Raw genomic sequence first — 19,163 nt, 5'->3', positions numbered from 1 at the left:
CCCGGAAGTAAACCTCCGGATCGTAGAGCCAGGCGTAGGGCATGGCCGCGGAAAGGCCCGGCAAGGGGCCCGTGTGAAGAAGATGGCGCCGCCGGGGTTCGATCCGGATGGGGGCGGCACCGGCCGAGGCGGCGACGTCCGCCGCCCACGCGCCCGCCGCGTTCACGACGGCGGATGCCTCCAGGAGTCCGCGGGAGGTCTCCAGCGCCGTGATGCGTGTCCCCTTCCGCCGGAAGCCCTCCACGAGGGTTCCCGTCCGGAGGGAAACCCCACGGAGGTAGGAGGTCAGCAGAAGGTGGATGTCCACCACCCCGTCGGTGGGGCTGGCCAAGGCCCGGACAAAGGGCGCCCCGTCGAGAAGGGGAAGGCGCTCCACCACCTCCGATCGTTCGGCCTCGAAGGTGTAAACCCCGGCGGCGAGGGCCGCGCGGTGGAGGAGGTCCAGACGCCGGTCTTTCGGGTCGGAGGTGGCCAGGTACCCTCCGGTTTCATTGAAGAGGGAGCCCTCGCAGAAACCATCGGGGGGCCGCCTGAGGAAAGCCGTGCCCCGCGCGGTGAGGAGGGCCGTGGAAGCATGGAGAACCGGCTGGCGGGCGATCCCGGCGTTCTTCCCGGAGGCGTGGGCCCCCGGCACGGTTTCCCTCTCCAGGACGATGACACGGTCGGCGCCGGCCCTGCGAAGCCACCAGGCCGTCGCGGCTCCCGCGAAGCCCGCCCCGATCACGACGATGGAACCCTCGGCCACGAATCGCCTCCCGACCCGAATCATAGCACGCGGCGCGGGCAAGGTGCGGTGCGGGCCCGCGGCCATGTGACGTCGTGAACTTGCCTGAGACTCTCTCCGGTTCTAAGATGCGCGCGGAGGCTGGCATGACTGACATGGTCCGAACCGCGACATCCCTGGCTCTCGCGGCCTTCTTGAGCGGGTGCTGCGGGTTCCTTTCCTCGGAGAAGGCACGCTACGAAAAGAACCTGGAATGCGCGGGGCGGATCACGGACCTCAAGTCCATCGAAATCCTGGCCAAGGGCAATTTCTGCTGCGACCCCCTTCCGCCGGGGATCCAGTCCCTTCCTGAGGCCCGGCGGTTCTATCTGGAGAAGGCTCGGAGCCTGAAGCCGGATGCCGTGGAACCCCTTCTCGGGCTGGGGCGCGCCTACTGGGATGAGGGAAACTATGCCGAGGCCCAGACCTGCTTTCAACTGGCCGCGCCTCGGCTGGACAAGCCCATCTACGCGGAAATCGCCGCCGTGACCATGATGCGCCTCCAAACCCGCTTCGAAGAGGGCCGGGCGCTGGCGGAGAAGATCCGGTCCGAAAAGGGCGTGGACGGGGAGAAGGTCGCGGAGTACCTGCTCGGGAGACTGGATTTCGACGCGGGACAGATTCTCGCGGCCCAGGTCCACTTCGAGCGCGCGCTGAGGCGGGCGGAGAAGGGAGACTACGGGCTGGGGGGCACGCCTTTCACCATGCGCGACGCCCACTTCTACCTCGCCCTCATCAAGCACCGCCGCGGCGACCCGCAAGCGGCCTACCAGGATTTCCTCGTCTTCCTCAAAAAGATGAGCGATCCCGAATTCCAGATCTTCTATGCCTATTGGCTCCCGCGCCTCAAGGACGACCAGGGGGCCCTCTTCGAGAAAATCGAAAAGGACTGGACCCACGTAAGACAGTGAAGGGAGGCTCTCGCCCGGGGGAGCGCCCGATGCGGGGCTCGCCGGGCCGGAGAGGTGCCCGGACCCGGCGCTCCCGTCCTCTTCGTTGCAGACACGCTTCCGTCGGCCTCAGGCCAGGTCCTTGAGAAGCTCGAGGAGGTACTTGTAGGTCCGTGCCACGGAGGCGACATGGACCTCCTCGTCCGGGGAATGGGCGTTCCGGATGGTGGGGCCGAGGGAGACCATGTCCATACCCGGGTACTTTCCGCCGATGATCCCGCACTCAAGGCCCGCGTGGATGGCCTTGACCTTGGGGTCCTCCCGGAAGAGGCGCTTGTAGGTCTTGCGGGCCTGGGCGAGGATCGGCGAGTCCATGTTGGGCTCCCAACCGGGGTACCCGTTGGAGTGGCGGACTTTGGCGCCGGCCAGGCGTCCGACGCTCCCCACCCACCAGGCGGCCCAGTCGCGCTGGGATTCCACGCTCGAGCGCTGGGAAGTGATGACGTCCATGGCGGCGGGACGGGTCTCCACGATGGCGAAATTCGTGGAGGTTTCCACCAGGCCGTGAATCTGGCGGCTGTAAGAGATCAGACCGTGGGGGACGGAGGCCAGCAGGTTCAGGACCTTCCTCTGGGAAGGCGCGGTGAGGGCCGGACCCTGGCTCTTGGTCTTGGCGAGGGTCAGGGCGACGCCCTCGTCCACGCCTTTCAATTCGGCTCGAACCGTCGCTTCGAGGGTTTTCAGGGCCGCTCCGGCCTTCCTGGCCGCCGCGGCGTCCGCGTGGAGGAGGGCGAAGGCCTCGCGGGGGATGGCGTTTCGCTTGGAGCCTCCCTGGACGGAAACGAGGGAGAAGCCCGCGCCGGCCTGGGCCAGGGCGTCGAGGGCCCGGGCCAGGATGCGGTTGGCGTTGCCCCGTCCCTCGTGAATGTCCCCTCCGGAGTGGCCTCCGCGCAGGCCCTTTACGGAGAGAAGGTAGGCAGGACGAGGGTCGGCGCTCTTCTCGCGGGAGAGGGGGAGGGTCAGGACCGTGTCCTTGCCGCCGGCGCAACCGACGTAGAGCTGTCCGTCCTCCTCGGTGTCGAGGTTGAGAAGGCGGCGGCCCTTCACGAAGCCGGGTTGGAGGCCGTTCGCCCCGTTGAGCCCCGTTTCCTCGTCGATGGTGAAAAGGAGTTCGAGGGGCCCGTGGACGGCGGCCTTTTCGTCCAGAATGGCCAGGGCCATGGCCACGCCGATCCCGTTGTCGGCGCCGAGGGTCGTGCCGGTGGCCTTGACCACGTCTCCCACAAGGCGGGGACGGATGGGGTCTCTCAGGAAGTCGTGCTTCACATCGCTGTTCTTCTCGCAGACCATGTCCGTGTGGCCCTGGAGCACCGTGACGGGGGCCTTCTCGCGCCCCTTGCTGGCGGGGACGCGGATCACGACGTTGCCGACGGCGTCCCTCTCCCACTCGAGCTTGTGCGCCTTGGCCACGGAGACGACGTATTCCCCGGCGGCCTTCTCGTGGCCCGAGGGGCGGGGGATCTTGCAGAGGTTTTCGAAGTGCTCCCAGACCTTTTTCGGCTCCAACTTCAACATGCGGCGCCTCCTTGAGCAGATCATTCTGGCACACGCCCCCCCGCCCCACAAAGTTCCCAATTCCATCGAACGAGTTGCCCCCGCCCCACGGAACTCCCTATACTTCGGACAGGTCCGAAGGGAGGCGAGCCATGAAACGCATGCCCCTGGTCATCGCCGTGCTCACCGCGGCCATCCTGTCCCTGGCGGCGGGTGCCGCCCCCACGGCGGTCCTGGTAGACACGAGCCGCTCCATCCCGCCGGCGCAGTTCGATGCAGCCAAGGGCCTGGTGGCCGAAGCCCTCCCGTCCCTTCTGGCTCGCGGGCCCGTGGCTCTGTACGCGTTCAACGACGAGGCCGTCCAGGTCGTGGACTTCACCCAGGACCTTGGCGCCCTGGCGGAGGGGTTGCGGAATCTCCGTCCGGGAGGCCGGTACACCCTTCTGCACGACTGCGTGTTTACGGCGGTTCAGGCCATCCAGGCGAAGGGGAGCGAAGGCGTGGTCCTGCTCATTTCAGACGGGAGGGACGAAAACTCCGCCGTCACGCTCGAAGACGGCGCCTCCAGGGCCGCCGAGGCCCACGTGGCGCTCGTGGCCGTGGGGGTGGGCGCGGCGGAGGAGCGGACGCTCCGCCGCATGGCCGCCCTCACCGGCGGGAGGTACGCGGGACGGATCCAGGACCTGACGGCCCGAGACCTGGGGGTCTCCTTCGAGGCCGCCGCCGCCTCCCTCGTTCCGGTGAAAGTCCCCGAGCCGCCACCGCCTCCCCGGCCCGCGCCCGAGGAAGAGCGGCCGGCTCCCAAGGCGGCCGCGGACCCCCGACTTTTCTGGTTCGTGGTCCTTGCGGCGGCCGTGGGCCTCCTCGTCCTGGCCGCCATCGCGGCCGCCGTGTTCCTCCTCCTCCGCAGGACGAGTCCGCCTCCCGAGCGGGTGTGCGAGCAGTGCGGGCGGGAACTCAAGATGTGGGAGAGCGAGTGTCCCGACTGCCTCGCCTCGAAACTCGCCATCACGAAACCGGGGGACGAGACCCAGAGCCCCGCGGCCCCTTCGGTTCCGGAGATCGATCCGGCCCTCCTCCAGAAGGCGCCCTCTTCGGAGATGCTGGACCACACCCTGGTCCTTGACGAGGTGCCCGTGCTGGTCCTGAGGAGGGGGAACAACCCTCCCCGGGCCTTCCAGATCCCGTCGGGCCAGGTCGTTTCCGTGGGTCGGGACAAGATCAACACCATCTCCGTGGCCGACCAGACGCTGTCGGGACAGCACTTTCGAATCGTGCCCAAGGAGGGCGCCTTCTACCTCGTGGACCTCAAGTCCACCAACGGCACGTACCTCAACGGCGAGCGCGTCACCCTCAAGGAGCTCAAGCCGGACGGCGTCATCCACGCGGGCCAGTGCGACTTCACATTCCGTCTCGAACAGCGGAGGCTGAACTAGGAATACGGGCGGACGGGCCGGCCCGAGCCGTCCGGGGGAAGAAAGGGAAAGACGAAGCAGGGGAGTCGACAGGGCGGCCAGGAAATGCGGCTGATAAGGATCGCGCCGCCCGACGCCCCGTCCTGTCCTTCGCGTCTCCCGTCATCCGATTTGCTTGGTTCCCTCAACGTATTGCCCGAAAAGGCCTGCCTCGTCTATAATTCCCGCCTCTGGCGAGAGGGAGCCTCCATGGACATGCCGCTGACGATCAAGGGACTGTCGAAGCACGCCGGGAAAGCGGTGACGCTCTCGGGCTGGGTCTACAACAAGCGCTCCTCGGGCAAGGTGCGGTTCCTCATCCTGCGGGACGGCACGGGCTATCTCCAATGCGTGGCCTTCGTCAAGGACGTCTCCGCCGAAGTCTTCGACCTCCTGGACCGCGTGAGCCTCGAGTCCTCCGTGACGGTCACGGGGATCGTCCGCCTCGACGAGCGGGCCCCGGGAGGCGTGGAGCTCTCCCTCACCGATGCCCGCCTCCACCACATGGCCGAAGAGTACCCCATCGGGAAGAAGGAGCACGGCACCGGATTCCTCATGGAGAACCGCCACCTCTGGCTGCGATCCTCCCGCCAGGTGGCCATCCTCCGCGTTCGCTCAGAGATCGAGCAGTCCTTCCGGGACTATTTCTACGACCGCGGCTTCACCCTTATCGACAGCCCCATCCTGACGCCCGCCGCCTGCGAGGGGACCACCACCCTCTTCGAGACCGACTACTTCGGCGAAAAGGCCTTCCTCAGCCAGTCGGGCCAGCTCTACCTGGAGCCCGCCTGCATGGCCCTCGGGAAGGTGTACTGCTTCGGCCCCACTTTCCGGGCCGAGAAGAGCAAGACCCGCCGCCACCTGATGGAATTCTGGATGCTCGAGCCGGAGGTGGCCTTTGCCACCCTGGACGACGTCATGAACCTGGCCGAGGACTTTCTCACCTCGGTCGTGGCGCGCGTCCTGGACCGGTGCGCCGAGGAATTGAAGGTCCTCGAACGGGACACTTCCAAGCTCGAGATGGTGCAGAAGCCCTTCCCGCGCCTCCAGTACAAGGATGCCGTGGAGCAGCTCCACTCCCTGGGCTCGGACCTCAAGTTCGGTGACGACTTCGGAGGCGACGACGAGACGATCCTGACCCGGCAGTACGACCGGCCCCTCATGGTCCACCGGTACCCGAGCGCCGTGAAAGCCTTCTACATGGAGCCCGACCCCGAGGACCCGAGCCTGGCCCTCTGCGTCGACGTCCTCGCCCCCGAGGGGTACGGCGAGATCATCGGAGGCTCCGAGCGCATCCACGACCACGACCTCCTCCTGAGCCGCATCCGCGAGCACGGCCTTCCCGAGGAGGCCTTCCGCTGGTACCTCGACATCCGACGCTACGGGACTGTCCGCCACGGCGGCTTCGGCATCGGCCTCGAGCGCACCGTCTCCTGGATCTGCGGCCTCCAGCACGTTCGAGAGACCATCCCCTACCCGAGGATGCTCTACAAGCTGTACCCGTAGAAGCCCCGTCGCGTCCGGAAGTGAAGGGGCGCCCGCCGCCGGGGAGAGGGCGGAGCTCGGTCCGGGAGAGAAAGCGCGGGTAAGGAGCGGGCGATCCGCGAGCCGCGCTCCCCCAAGGCCCGCCCCGACGAGGCCCCGGGCATGCGATGGAGGAAATCCTCCTAAGGTTCAGCCCGCAAAGAACTGGACTACGTACGTCAGGGCCGTGAAAAGGAGGACGCCCACGAGGAGCCACTTGATGGCCCGGGCGGGGGCGTGCTTCTGGAGGCGGGCCCCGCAGTACATGCCCGCGGCGCCTCCCAGGCCGAAGAGGAGGCCCAGAAGGTAGTCGGGGGCGACGGCCACCTCGGGATGGAAAAGGGCGAGGAACTGGTAGAAGGACACGCCCGCCACGGAGGTGATGAAGGTGCCGAGGAGGGCCGCTCCTGCGACGGTGTAGACCGGCAGGCGGTAGATGGCCACGAAGAAGGGGGCCAGGATGGCGCCGCCGCCGATTCCGTACACTCCGCCCACGATGCCCACGGCGAGGCTGAGGAAAAAGACGCCCACCGTGGAGAATTCAAAGGTCTCCCCGTAGAAGGAATATCGGATCCGGGAAAGGGTGAAGGCCTGCACTTTCACCCTGGGGAGGCGCAGGGCGGTCCCGTCCTGGCGCACCTTGTGGGCCGCCACGAGGCTTTGAAAACGCGCCTCGGCGGAGGCGGCGTCGCCGGCCCTCCTCCGGATCAGGTCGGGGAGCATCCGCGTCCCCAGGTACAGGAGAACCAACCCAGCGAAGAACTTGAAGTGGCGCGGGTCGGGGAGGTAGTTCACGCGGACCCACGCCCCCGCGAGGACTCCGGGGAGGGTGGCCGCGATGACGACCCACGTGAGGGGCCACACCATGCGCCCCTCGCGGAAGTACCGGTACACGCCGCTGGGGATGGCCACGATGTTGTACAGCTGATTCGTGGCCGAAACGGCGGGGCTCGTAAAACCCAGAAAACTGACCTGGAAGGGGAGCAGGAGGAAGGCGCCCGAGACCCCGCCCGTGGAGGTGAAGAAGGAGATGGCGAAGGCCACCAGGGGCGGTATCAAAGGATGGACGTCCACGCCCGAGGGAAAGACCACCGGTGCGTACCTCCCTGAACAAGAGCGGCGGCGCGGCGTTTCGGTCCGGGTCCCGCCCGCGACACTCTACCGCCTGCCCGCCGGTGGGGCAAGACGCGGGCTCTTGATGGGGGTGGAACGTGTGTGATATTCAGTGGCCATCACACGGCGTGCCGCGGTGGTCTTCGACAGAGTCTCCGGCGGGAATACGGCTCCGGGAGTGTTGTTTTCAGAAGTCGAAATCTCCGGATCGAGACCCGTCCAGCGAATCCGGAGCCAGGGGGCATGGCAAGCCGGCCCGCGGCCGGCGGCAAGGTCCGGGAGGGTGGATGCATCCTTACGACCGCTTCGCTCGACTGTGGCTGCCCGTGGGAAGCGCGGCGATCCTGACGACGGTCCTCTCGGTCGGTTGGTTGACCCAGCCCGATCGGTTCGTGAAGGGATTCGCCCCGGAGCAACCCGTCGCGTTCTCCCACGCCCTCCACGCCGGATCCATGAAGATTCCCTGCCTGTATTGCCACACAGGAGTGGAGAAGTCCCGCCACGCCGGGATTCCAGCCGTTTCCACCTGCATGAACTGCCACACCGTCACCAAGACGGAGAGCCCCGAGATCCAGAAGATCCAACGGGCCCACGCCTCGGGCGGGTCTATCGCCTGGAAGCGGATCCACCGGCTTCCGGACCACGTCTACTTCGACCACAGACCCCACGTGGCCGCGGGCGTGGCCTGCCAGACCTGCCACGGAGAGATTCAGGAAATGGATCGGGTTTCCCAGCACATGTCCATGCGCATGGGCAATTGCCTGGGATGCCACCGGGACGCCCGGGCGGCCGTGGCGCCCGATTCGCGCGTGACGAAGGGGCCCGAACACTGCAACGCGTGTCACAGGTAGCGGAAGGGACTCTGGGAGCGAGGTGCGGCCTATGGAAAAATCCGACACCAGGACTCGGCGGACTTTCTTGACCAGGGTGGCCGGTTGGCTGGCGGTGGCGTCGGCCTCGCGGACTCTCCGCGCCTGGGGAGTGGAATCCGAGGCCAGGCGAAGTGGGAGCGAAGGCACCTGCCGGAGATCGTCGGGAGGGACCCTCCGGGCCGGCGAGGGAGCGGTGAAACGTGGCGAATAAGCAGAACGAACCCCGCGAGAAGACGGAACGTGACCGGTACCGCGCGCTGTCTGAACGTGGAAGGACACACGAGCCAATTCTGGCCGAGCTCAGGGAGTTTCCGGAGGGTGCCTCGGACCCACCTGAACTTCCCGCCGAAGGCGTATCCAGGCGGCGGTTCTTGAGCCTGCTCTCGGCCACGGCCGCCCTGGCGGCCGGGACGGCGTGCTCCCGGCCGGACCGCGGGACCATCGTTCCCTACACGCGGCGGCCCGAGGAGGTGACACCGGGCGTCGCGAACCATTACGCATCCACCTTTGCCGAGGGGTTCCGCGCCCACGGCGTCCTGGTGAAGACGAGGGAGGGGAGGCCCATTCACGTGGAGGGCAACGACGAGGACCCGTGGGCGCGCGGGAAGGTTCCTTTCCGCGCCCTGGCGGACCTCCTGGGGCTCTACGATCCGGACCGGCTCCGGAAGCCCCAAGTGGAGGGCCGGAACGCTACGTGGGTGGAGGCCGAAGGACGGGTACTTCCTCTCTTGAAAGAGGCCGCAAGGGGAGGGCGCCCCGTCCTGCTCCTCTGCGACGCCGTGCTGTCCCCCTCCCGGCGTGAGGTTTTGGAGGGTCTGCGAGACGTTCTTCCCGGGCTCCGTGTGCTTTCCTTCGAGCCCGCGATTGGGCTGGGGCCCCTTCTGGCCGCGCGGTCCCTCCAGGGCCGGGCGGAGATTCCGGTGCTTCATCCCGGCGGGGCCCGCGTGGTTCTATCCCTCGATGCCGACTTTCTCAGCGGCGAAGAGCCCTCGGCGGTCCTCGCCTTCGCCGAGGGGAGGCGCCCCGAGACCCCGGATTCTCCCATGACGAGGCTGTACGCGGTGGAAGGCAGGATGACCCTGACGGGGGCCAAGGCGGACCGGCGGCTGAGGGTGCGGCCCTCCCGCTGCGCCGCCTTCGCCTTCGGCCTGGCCAAGCTCCTCCACGCCCGCCACGGCCTTCCCCTGCCCGCGGGGCTGGATCCGGAGGCCTTGGTCCGCTTCGACGCGGCGCGGGAGGTGGAGGGCGAAGGCGCCGAATCCGCGGTGGAGGCCCTGGTCGCCGATCTGGCTCGCGCCGGCAACGGTGGCAGGGTGCTGGCCGGGAGCCACCTGCCCGAGGAGGCGCATGGGGCCGCGCGCCTGCTGAACGCCATGATCGGTGCGGAGGGGCCCGCCTCCGCCGTCCTCCAAACGCCGCCCGCCTCCCACGGCGAGGTCCGACAAGCCCTGGACGACGTGGCGCGGGGCACCTATTCCCTGGTTGTGTACTGGCGCGTCAATCCGGCCCTCGTCTTTCCCGGCCACGCGGCCTTCGCGGGTCCGGTGGCGGCCCGTTCGGTACGGATCGGCCTCCTTCCGGACGAGACGGCCGACGCGTGCGGTGTGGTCCTCCCCGAGAACCACTGGCTCGAGTCCTGGGGAGACTATGCGCCCGCTCCGGGAAGGAGAAGCCTTCAACAGCCCGTGGTGGCCGCCCTGTACGACACGCGCCAGGGGGAGGACATCCTCCTCGGCTGGACACGGGGGCTGGGCGGGGCGGCGCCTCCGGACTTCCGGGAGCAGATCCGCTCCCGCTGGCGCCGTGAGGAGTTCCCGAACGGCGCGCCCGTTCCCTTCGAGGCCTTCTGGAACTCCGTCCTCCACGACGGGGTGTACGAGCCGGAAGCGGCGCCCCCTCCCCGGTCCGGTCTAAACGGAGCCGCCCTGGCCCGCATGGCCGAGGCAGCCGCCGGCGAGAAGGCGGCCAAGGGCTTCGAACTGGCGCTCTTCCCCTCGCCCGCCGTGTTGGACGGTCGGTACGCCAACAACGGCTGGCTCCAGGAGTGGCCCGATCCTGTCACCAAGTCCACGTGGGGCAACCCGCTACTCCTCTCCCCGGCGGACGCCGAGTCCCTCGGAGCGGGGGACGGCGACGTCGTCCGCGTGGAGGCGGGCGGCGCGTCCCTGGAGGTGCCCGTTCTCCTCCAGCCCGGCCAGGCCAGGGGTTTGGCCGCTCTCGCCCTCGGGTATGGCCGAAAGGGCCCGAGCATCGCCGAGGGCGTCGGCCTGAACGCCTTCATTCTGATGGAGGCCGATTCGGACTGCCCCTTCCTTCGGGAGGGGGTGCGTCTCACGCCCACGGGCCGGCATGTCTCCGTACCCACCACCCAGACCCACCATCGCATGGAGGGGCGGGACCTTGTGCGGAGCTTCACCCGCACGGAGTGGGCCGCCAAGGAAGAGGAAGGCGGGCACGGCCACCCGCTGCACAGCCTCTATCCCGACATGGAGTTTCCGGACCACAAGTGGGGAATGACCATCGACCTGAGCGCCTGCGTGGGGTGCTCCGGTTGCGTCCTCGCTTGCCAGTCGGAGAACAACGTGCCCGTGGTGGGCCCCGAGCAGGTCCTCAAAGGCCGCGAGATGCACTGGATCCGCGTGGACCGGTACTACGAAGGACCTCCCGAGGCGCCCAAGGTCGTGCACCAGCCCATGCTCTGCCAGCACTGCGACCACGCGCCGTGCGAGAACGTCTGCCCCGTGAACGCCACGAACCACAGCCCCGACGGCCTCAACCAGATGGCCTACAACCGGTGCGTGGGCACGCGCTACTGCGCCAACAACTGTCCGTACAAAGTGCGCCGCTTCAACTTCCTGGAATGGAACAACGCCAAGCGCGAGCCGGAGACGCTGTCCTTCAACCCGGAGGTGAGCGTCAGACCCCGGGGGGTGATGGAAAAGTGCACCTTCTGCGTCCAGCGCATTCAGGACGCGCGGATGCGGGCCAAGGTGGAAGGCCGGACCGTGCGAGACGGGGAGATCCGGCCCGCCTGCGCCGTGGCCTGTCCCGCCGAGGCCATTGTCTTTGGCGATTTGAAAGACCCCCAAAGCCGGGTTTCCAAGGTTTCGAAGGACGGTCGGGGGTACAAGGTCCTGGCCGAACTCGGGGTCCGTCCCGCCGTTACGTACCTGGCCGACATCCGAAACCCCGGAGAGAGGAATGATGGCTGATCCAGGAAGGCGGTTCTTACAAGTCGAAGGCGCTCCGCGAGGGCCGCTTGATTCCGTTGGAGGGTCGCCCTGGGAGGAGACGCCATGAGGGCGGACGCCGCGGTCCCCGAAGCCCTGAGGACGCCGCCCCTGACGGACGGGGCCGTGACGCCCGCCTCGCTCGACGAGCAGGTCCTGCGGTTTCCCGAGACGAAGCCGCCGCGAAAGTGGTTCCTCGCCCTGGCCTTCACGGCCTCCCTCATGACGGTGGGGCTGGCCCTCATCGGCTACACCATCTGCACGGGGATCGGCGTCTGGGGCAACAACCGCCCGGTCTTCTGGGCCTTCGATATCATCAACTTCGTCTTCTGGGTGGGCATCGGCCACGCGGGAACGCTCATCTCGGCCATCCTGTTCCTCTTCCGTAAGACCTGGAGGAACGCCATCGCGCGGTTCGCCGAGGCCATGACCATTTTCGCGGTCATGTGCGCGGGGCTCTTCCCGCTGATTCACGTGGGACGTCCCTGGCTCGCCTTCTGGCTCTTCCCGTATCCGAATCAGCGCGCACTCTGGACGAACTTCCGGTCCCCCCTCCTCTGGGACGTCTTCGCGGTCAGCACCTACTTCTCCGTGTCCCTCATGTTCTGGTACCTGGGCCTCATCCCCGACCTGGCCTCCATGCGTGACCGCACCCAGAGCCCTTTCCGGAGGAAGATCTACACGGTCCTCTCCCTGGGATGGCGCGGGGCCGCGAGCCACTGGTCCCATTACGAAAAGGCCTACCTGCTCCTCGCGGGGCTCGCCACGGGGCTCGTGCTGTCGGTGCACAGCGTGGTTTCCTTCGACTTCGCCGTCTCGCTGGTTCCGGGCTGGCACATGACGATCTTCCCGCCCTACTTCGTCGCCGGGGCCATCTTCGCGGGCTTTGCCATGGTCGTGATCGTCCTGGTGGTGGTGCGCGAGACGATGAACCTCAAGAACCTCATCACCGATTTTCACCTGGAGGTCATGAACAAGGTTATCCTGGGGATGTCTTGCCTCATGGCCTACTCCTACCTCATGGAGGGCTTCACGGCCTGGTACTCCATGAACCCTTACCTCCACCACGTCTTCAGGCAGTACGTGGGAGGCACGTACGGGTGGGCGGGCCTCCTCACCATCTGCTGCAACGTGCTCATCCCCCAGATCCTCTGGTTCAGAAGGGCGCGACGAAGCTACTTCTGGATGATCTTCGTCTCGGTGGCGGTGACCGTGGGCATGTGGTTCGAGCGGTTTGTCATCATCGTCATCTCCCTCCACCAGGACTACCTTCCCTCCTCCTGGCACGTCTACAAGCCCACGCTGGTCGATTTCGGGATCCTCTTCGGATCCCTTGGGCTGTTCTTCACCCTGGTGCTTGTCTTCGCCCGCGTCCTTCCGGTCATCGCCACGACGGAGGTGAAGATGGTACTCCCCGGAGCCCAGCCGGGAAGGCACGGTGCGCCATGACGGGCGGAGAGCGGATGGTGACGGCGGAAACCGCGGCTGAACCGGGTGGGAAAGCCTTCGCGGTGCTGGGGCTCTTCGAGACCGCGGAAGACATCCTGGCGGCCGCCCAGGGCCTGAGGGACAAGGGACTGGGCCGCCTGGAAGCCTACACCCCCTATCCCGTGCACGGGCTCGACGCGGCCCTGGGCCATCGGCGCTCCCCCCTGGCGGGGATGGTGCTCGTCATGGGGTTCATCGGCGCCGTCTCGGCCTTCCTCTTCCAAATGTGGGCCACGGGGATCGACTACCCCATCGTCGTGGGCGGAAAGGCCCCCATGGCCTGGCAGGCCTTCATTCCGATCCTCTTCGAAGTGATGGTCCTCTTCGCCACGTTCACGGCGGGCCTGGGAATGCTCCTGCTGATGAATCGGCTTCCCTTCTACGGGCACCCCATCCTCTCCTCGGCCTCCATCGGGAAGATCACGCGCGACCGCTTCGCCCTTTCTCTGGAGGCATATGGTGGGGCCTTCGACGCGCGGGAGGCCCGGGCGGCCCTGGAGGAGGCCGGAGCGACGGAGGTGGAAATCCTTCCGGCGCCGGAGCCTTCCGGGCCGTGGTCGGCAAATTACCTGCTCAAGGGATTCTTCGCCGTCGGGGCGGCCTGCCTCGTGGCCGGGTACGCCACCTACTGGGCCGTCAAGTTGTTCCCTGTCCTTCCCCCGATGGTGCACATGGAAGACCAACCCAAGCTCGACCCGCAGGAACCCAGCGCCCTATTCCGGGACGGGCGCGGCATGCAGTCGCCGCCCTCGGGTACTGTGGCGAGGGGATTTCTGCCTTACTCTCCGGCCGCCCCGGAGGAGGCCGCCGGCCTGGCCAACCCCCTTCCCCGAACGGAGCCCGTCCTCGATCGGGGCCAGAAGGCCTACCGCACGCATTGCGCCGTTTGCCACGGCGTCCTGGGGGACGGAGTGCCCACCCTCACGGCGTCCTACGGCGCCAAGCCCGCGAATCTCCAGGCCCGGGCCATCCGGGAGCTTTCGGACGGGAAGATTTACGACGCCATCGTGCGGGGGAAGAACGCCATGCCCTCCTACGCGCCGCACCTCTCCGTGGAGGACCGATGGTCGGTGGTTCATTACGTGCGCGTCCTGCAGAGGGCGCAGAACGCGACGGACGAGGACCTGGAAAGGGGAGGACGGCCATGATTCGCTCTCCCAGGTGGCTCCTCGCCTCCGCCGCCGTCGGTGCCGCGGGCGTCGGCGCGTCCTGGTCCTTCTCCCCACCCGAGCGCTTCTGGTCGAATTGGCTCCTGTGGTTTCTCTTCTTCGCCACGCTCGCCTTGGGAGCCCTGTTCCTCGTGGCCCTGGAACACCTCGTCGGGGCCCGGTGGAGCGTGCCCCTGCGCAGAATGCCGGAACGGCTTTCTTCGCTCCTGTTCCTCGCCGCCGCGCTGGGGGCCGCGGCCCTCCTTTCTCTGCCCGTCCTCTATCCCTGGACGCGCCCGGAGGCCCACCACGATCCGTTCGTCGTCGGCAAGCTGCACGCGTGGCTCAACGCGCCGTTCTTCTCGGCGCGCTTCGTGGCGTGCGTGGCTCTCTGGGTCCTTTCCTACTGGGTGCTCGTGCGCGGTTCGCTCCGTCAGGACGCCACCGCCGACCCGGCCCTGACGGTCCGGTTCCGGCGCTTCGCGCCCGCCTTCATGGCCATCTACGCCTTGTCGGTGACCCTCCTGGCCTTCGACTGGCTGTCCAGCCTCGATCCGGCTTGGTACAGCGATATTTTCGGCGTGTACGTCTTCGCCGGGTCGTTCCTTTCGGGCCTGGCGGCCACCGCTCTGGGCGCCGTGCATCTTCTGGAACGGGGACGGCTCGGGGGGGTTCGACGGGACCACCTTTACAACCTGGGCGGTTTCCTTTTCGCCTTCACGGTGTTCTGGTCCTACATCGGGTTCGCCCAGTACATGCTCATGTGGTACGCCGACCTTCCCGAGGAGGTTTACTGGTACGCGGACCGCACGGGCTCGGGATGGCAATTCGTCGTGCTCGGGCTGGCGATGGTCCACTTCGTCATCCCGTTCTTCGCCCTCATCCCGAGGGAAAAGAAGGGCGAGCACGGCCCGCTGAAGCGGATCGCGGCCCTCTATCTCCTCGCGCACCTGCTTGACCTCTACTGGCTGATCTTTCCCTCGAACTTCAAGAGCCCGGTCTTCTCCTGGCCCGAGGCCTCCTTTGCCATCTTTTTCGTCTCGGTGGGGTTCCTGTGGGTGAGGCGCTCCATGGCCATGGGCCGGGACGCGCCCGAAGGCGATCCCTTCCTCAAGGAGGGGCTGGAGTTCCGCCTATGATCGAACAGTACGTGGACGCGGCCGAATTGCGACGACTCCTCTCCGCCCTTCTGGTCGTGGTCGGAGTGATCCTCCTGGCCTGCCTCTTCGCCGTGATCGTGGTTCCGGGCCTCCGGAACGCGAACCGGCCCGCCGCCGCTCCCGCCGTGCCGGTGGTGGGGGGGGAGACGGGGTGGCTCGATCCAGCCGAGTACCCGCCGGCCAGGGGGTACGACGTGCCGCCCGTGCGGCCGGAGGAGGTCCTGTCGGCCACGCCCGCGCTCCTGGCCCGCGGCAGGGCGCTCTTCGAGCAGAATTGCCGGTCCTGCCACGGGCCCGAAGGCCGGGGGGACGGTCCCGCCGCCCAAGGCCTCGCCCCGCCTCCGAGGGACTTCGCCAGCCCCCAGGGCTGGAAGAACGGGCCGGGCATTCCTGAAATCTACAGGACCCTCGAGAAGGGGATTCCGGGCTCCTCCATGGGCGCCTACGACTACCTCCCGGCCAAGGACCGCATGGCCCTGGTCCACTACGTGCAAAGCCTCGGCTCGTTTTCCCACGGCGACGTTCCGGAAGCCCTCGAAGCCTTCGGCAGGCAGTTCGCGACGGCCGGCGAACGAGTTCCCAACAAGATTCCGGTGACCCTCGCGGCGGCGCGGCTCCGAGAAGAATTCCGGCCGCCCGAGCCGCTTCGCGCCGAAGGTCCGGGCGCCGAAATCCTGCGGGAGGAGGCGTGGGACCTGGCGAGGGTGGCCCTGGCCCTGCAGGGCGCCCAAACCTGGAGGAAAAGCCCGGCGGCCCTGGCGGAACACGTTCTCCCCTCCGTGCCGGAGAACGGGTTCCGGCCTCGCGTCGCGGCCTGTTCGGCCGAGGAATGGACGATCCTCCACGCGGCCCTCTTGGCCGCCGTGGACCGGGACGAGAAGGGCGGGGGAGAAGGGGGGAAGCGGTCATGATGGCTCGATTCCTGATACCGGCGGTCCTGTTCCTGGCGCCCCTCGTCTTGACGGCTCAAGAGTCCGAAGCGGCCGCGGGGGACGTGGGGATCGTCGAGGTCCTGGGGCGCTCGGCGGCCCTCGATGCGACCCTGAAGGACGAGGAGGGCCGGGACGTCACGCTCCGGCAGATCCTGGACAAGCCGACGGTCCTGACGCTGAACTACTTTCGGTGCGCGGGCATCTGCACGCCCCTTCTCAACGGCGTCGTGGAGTTTCTCAACCGCCTGGACGGGGCCGAACCCGGGCGGGACTTCCAGGTGGTCACGGTGAGCTTCGACCCGACGGACACGCCCGAGATCGCCCTGCGAAAGAAGCAGAACTACCTCAAGCAGATGAAACGCCCCTTCCCGCCCTCGGCCTGGCGCTTTCTCACGGGCACGGCGGAGAGCACCAAGGCCCTGTGCGACTCCGTGGGGTTCCGATTTCGCCAGGAGGGGGACCAGTTCGTCCACCCGGGGGCGATCGTCTTCCTTTCCCCCGAGGGACGCGTGACGCGGTACATGTACGGAGTGACCTTCCTGCCCGCCGACGTGGCCATGGCCGTCGAAGAGGCGCGGCGCGGGCAGGCCGAACCGACCATCAACAAGCTCCTCGCCTTTTGCTACAGCTACGACCCAGCCGGCAGGCGATACGTGTTCAACGTGACGCGCCTGGCGGGCGCGGCGACCCTCGTCCTGGCGGGGGCCTTCGTCGCGGTCTTGGTCCTGCGGCGAAAAGGGCGCGGAGATTCGACCGCAGGGGCCCCATCATGACGACGCTCGCGGAACCGCTGGTCCACACGCAGCCCGGCTTTCTGGACGCTCCCGGCCGAAAGGGCCTCCTCGGCTGGGTCCTTTCCACGGACCACAAGAGGGTGGGCATTCTCTACCTGTACTCCATGGTGGCCTTCTTCTTCGTGGGGGTCGCGCTGGGCGTTTTCATGCGGCTGGAGCAGTTGACGGAGGGCCGGACGCTCATGTCGGCCCAGACCTACAACGCGCTCTTCACCGTGCACGGCGTGATCATGATCTTCATGTTCGTGGTCCCCGGACTTTCGGCGGTCTTCGGAAACTTCTTCCTTCCGATCCTCATCGGCGCCAAGGACGTGGCCTTTCCCCGGCTCAACCTCGCCTCGTGGTACTGCCTCGTCATCGGCGCGTGCCTGGCCGTTCTCTCCCTCTTCACGGGGCCCGGCGCTCCCGACACGGGGTGGACCTTCTACGTCCCCTTCAGCATGAAATCGGGCACGAACGTATCCCTGGCCGTTTTCTCCGCCGTGGTCATGGGCTTCTCTTCCATCCTCACGGGGCTCAACTTCATCACGACGGTCCACCGGCTCCGGGCTCCCGGAATGACGTGGCACCGCATGCCCCTCTTCTGCTGGTCCCTCTACGCCACCTCCTGGATCCAGATTCTGGCCACCCCCATCCTGGGGATCACCTTCATCCTGGTGATGCTCGAGCGGCTTTTCGGAATCGGGATCTTCGATCCGGCCAAGGGCGGCGACCCGATCCTGTACCAGCACCTCTTCTGGATCTACTCCCACCCGGCCGTCTACATCATGATCCTCCCCGCCATGGGCGCCATCAGCGAGATCCTGCCGACCTTCGCCAGGAGGACCATCTTCGGATATCGGGCCATCGCGTATTCCTCGCTCTCCATCGCCGCCTTCGGCTCCCTGGTCTGGGCCCACCACATGTTCACCTCGGGCATGAGCGCCTTCGGCAACATGATCTTCTCCCTTCTCACCATGATCGTGGCCATCCCCAGCGCCATCAAGGTCTTCAACTGGACGGCGACGCTTTACAAAGGCTCCATCGAGATGAGCCCGCCCCTCCTGTACGCCCTGACCTTCATCTTCCTCTTCTGCATCGGGGGGCTCACGGGCGTCATGCAGGGGGCCCTGGCCATCAACCAGCACGTCCACGACACCTACTTCATCGTGGGCCACTTCCACTACGTCATGTTCGGCGGAACGGGCTTCGCCTTCTTCGCGGCCCTCCTTTACTGGTTTCCCAAGATGTTCGGGAGGGACTACAACCGAAAGGTAGCCTACGCGGCGTGGATCCCGCTGTTCGTGGGCTTCAACCTCCTGTACTTCACCATGCTCATCCTGGGCTACATGGGGATGCCGCGCAGGTATTACGACCATCTGCCCCAGTACCACACGGGCCACCTCGTCGCCACGGTGGGCTCCTGGATCCTGGTTCTGGGGCTCGTGGTCCTCTTCGGGAACTTCGTGGCGGCGCTCCTGCGCGGGCGCAAGGCCGAGGACAACCCCTGGGGGGGAGTCACCCTCGAGTGGAAGATCCCTTCTCCGCCTCCCCAGGAGAACTTTGAGACCGTCCCCACGGTGACGGGTCCGCCCTACTCCTTCGGGAAGGAGGGGGGGCCATGAACGCTCCCGCCCACGGCGAGCACCACGACCCCTTCGCGGCCAAGCTGGGAATGTGGCTCTTCCTCGTTACGGAGATCCTCCTCTTTGGAGGCCTCTTCATCGCGTATTCGTACATGAGGGCGCGGTATCCCCACGAGTTCCACCACGCGGGGGGGAGTTTGAGCATCCCCATCGGGGTGGCGAACACCGCGGTTCTGCTGACGAGCAGCCTCACCATGGTCCTCGCCGTGGCCGCGGCCCACCGCGGGAACCTGAAGCGGTCCCTGCTCCTGACCTGGTCCACCGTGGCTCTGGGGGGGCTCTTTCTCGTCAACAAGGGCTTCGAATGGGCGGCCAAGTTCCACCACGGCGTCTACCCCAACTCGGACCACATGGCCTCCCTGCCGGCGGGGGAAAGGGTGTTCTTCGGCCTCTACTTTTCCATGACGGGCCTCCATGCCGCACACGTGATCGCCGGCATGGCGGTCCTTTCGGTTCTGGCGATCCTGATCGCGAAGGGGCGGATCGGCGCGAGGAATCCGGTGGTTCTCGAAAACGGGGGGCTCTACTGGCACCTCGTGGACGTGGTGTGGATCTACCTCCTGCCCCTCTTCTATTTGGCGGCGTGAGGGAGGGCGCGGCGATGGCGGATCGGGGA

Annotated in this window: 15 protein-coding genes; 12 read left to right on the top strand and 3 right to left on the bottom strand. The window is 67.1% G+C overall.

Going from position 1 to position 19,163, the window contains the following annotated elements:
- Nucleotides 1–745: FAD-dependent oxidoreductase (locus tag AB1824_07015; GenBank protein MEW5764712.1), on the bottom strand; the 745-nt coding region annotated here is incomplete at its 3' end.
- 125 nt (nt 746–870) lie between these two features.
- Between AB1824_07015 and AB1824_07010 the strand changes: the two genes are divergently transcribed.
- On the top strand, nt 871–1,674 hold the full coding sequence (locus AB1824_07010) for a tetratricopeptide repeat protein (protein MEW5764711.1): 804 nt from the start codon (nt 871–873) through the stop codon (nt 1,672–1,674).
- A gap of 108 nt (nt 1,675–1,782) precedes the next feature.
- On the opposite strand, the gene AB1824_07005 is transcribed toward AB1824_07010, so the two are convergent.
- Entirely contained in the window at nt 1,783–3,228 is a 1,446-nt protein-coding gene (locus tag AB1824_07005) for an aminoacyl-histidine dipeptidase (protein MEW5764710.1), read from the bottom strand.
- A 131-nt stretch (nt 3,229–3,359) separates the two neighbouring features.
- Between AB1824_07005 and AB1824_07000 the strand changes: the two genes are divergently transcribed.
- The gene (locus AB1824_07000; GenBank protein MEW5764709.1) at nt 3,360–4,643 is read left to right on the top strand and encodes an FHA domain-containing protein; all 1,284 of its coding nucleotides are present in this window, start codon (nt 3,360–3,362) and stop codon (nt 4,641–4,643) included.
- A 228-nt stretch (nt 4,644–4,871) separates the two neighbouring features.
- Nucleotides 4,872–6,167, top strand: a complete 1,296-nt coding sequence (gene asnS / locus AB1824_06995; protein ID MEW5764708.1) for an asparagine--tRNA ligase — start codon at nt 4,872–4,874, stop codon at nt 6,165–6,167.
- A 168-nt stretch (nt 6,168–6,335) separates the two neighbouring features.
- On the opposite strand, the gene AB1824_06990 is transcribed toward asnS, so the two are convergent.
- Nucleotides 6,336–7,277, bottom strand: coding sequence for a sulfite exporter TauE/SafE family protein (locus tag AB1824_06990; GenBank protein MEW5764707.1), 942 nt, complete (start codon nt 7,275–7,277; stop codon nt 6,336–6,338).
- A gap of 308 nt (nt 7,278–7,585) precedes the next feature.
- On the opposite strand from AB1824_06990, the gene AB1824_06985 reads away from it, so the two are divergent.
- From AB1824_06985 to AB1824_06945, 9 genes are all read left to right on the top strand, one after another.
- Nucleotides 7,586–8,149 (top strand): cytochrome c3 family protein, encoded by a 564-nt coding sequence (locus tag AB1824_06985; protein MEW5764706.1) that lies wholly within the window; start codon nt 7,586–7,588, stop codon nt 8,147–8,149.
- 392 nt (nt 8,150–8,541) lie between these two features.
- Complete coding sequence (locus AB1824_06980; GenBank protein MEW5764705.1) at nt 8,542–11,382, top strand: 4Fe-4S dicluster domain-containing protein; 2,841 nt, start codon at nt 8,542–8,544, stop codon at nt 11,380–11,382.
- 84 nt (nt 11,383–11,466) lie between these two features.
- Nucleotides 11,467–12,849, top strand: coding sequence for an NrfD/PsrC family molybdoenzyme membrane anchor subunit (gene nrfD, locus AB1824_06975; protein MEW5764704.1), 1,383 nt, complete (start codon nt 11,467–11,469; stop codon nt 12,847–12,849).
- A complete protein-coding gene (locus AB1824_06970; GenBank protein ID MEW5764703.1) occupies nt 12,846–14,036 on the top strand; it encodes a quinol:electron acceptor oxidoreductase subunit ActD in 1,191 nt (396 codons plus the stop codon). Before nrfD ends, AB1824_06970 begins: the two co-directional genes overlap by 4 nt.
- Nucleotides 14,033–15,175 carry a quinol:cytochrome C oxidoreductase gene (locus tag AB1824_06965; protein ID MEW5764702.1) on the top strand — a complete coding sequence of 381 codons (1,143 nt, stop codon included), beginning with the start codon at nt 14,033–14,035 and terminating at the stop codon, nt 15,173–15,175. The genes AB1824_06970 and AB1824_06965 overlap by 4 nt, the downstream gene beginning before the upstream one ends.
- A complete protein-coding gene (locus AB1824_06960; GenBank protein ID MEW5764701.1) occupies nt 15,172–16,107 on the top strand; it encodes a cytochrome c in 936 nt (311 codons plus the stop codon). Before AB1824_06965 ends, AB1824_06960 begins: the two co-directional genes overlap by 4 nt.
- Nucleotides 16,104–16,901: an SCO family protein gene (locus tag AB1824_06955; protein MEW5764700.1), complete on the top strand. Its 798-nt coding sequence runs from the start codon at nt 16,104–16,106 to the stop codon at nt 16,899–16,901. The genes AB1824_06960 and AB1824_06955 overlap by 4 nt, the downstream gene beginning before the upstream one ends.
- Entirely contained in the window at nt 16,898–18,526 is a 1,629-nt protein-coding gene (locus tag AB1824_06950) for a cbb3-type cytochrome c oxidase subunit I (GenBank protein MEW5764699.1), read from the top strand. The genes AB1824_06955 and AB1824_06950 overlap by 4 nt, the downstream gene beginning before the upstream one ends.
- Nucleotides 18,523–19,134 carry a cytochrome c oxidase subunit 3 family protein gene (locus AB1824_06945; protein MEW5764698.1) on the top strand — a complete coding sequence of 204 codons (612 nt, stop codon included), beginning with the start codon at nt 18,523–18,525 and terminating at the stop codon, nt 19,132–19,134. Before AB1824_06950 ends, AB1824_06945 begins: the two co-directional genes overlap by 4 nt.
- The last annotated feature ends 29 nt before the right edge of the window (nt 19,135–19,163 follow it).

Source organism: Acidobacteriota bacterium (assembly GCA_040752915.1).
Lineage (GTDB): Bacteria > Acidobacteriota > UBA4820 > UBA4820 > DSQY01 > JBFLVU01.
The sequence above is the reverse complement of the archived record's forward strand: the minus strand, read 5'-3'. Positions and strand labels throughout refer to the sequence as shown.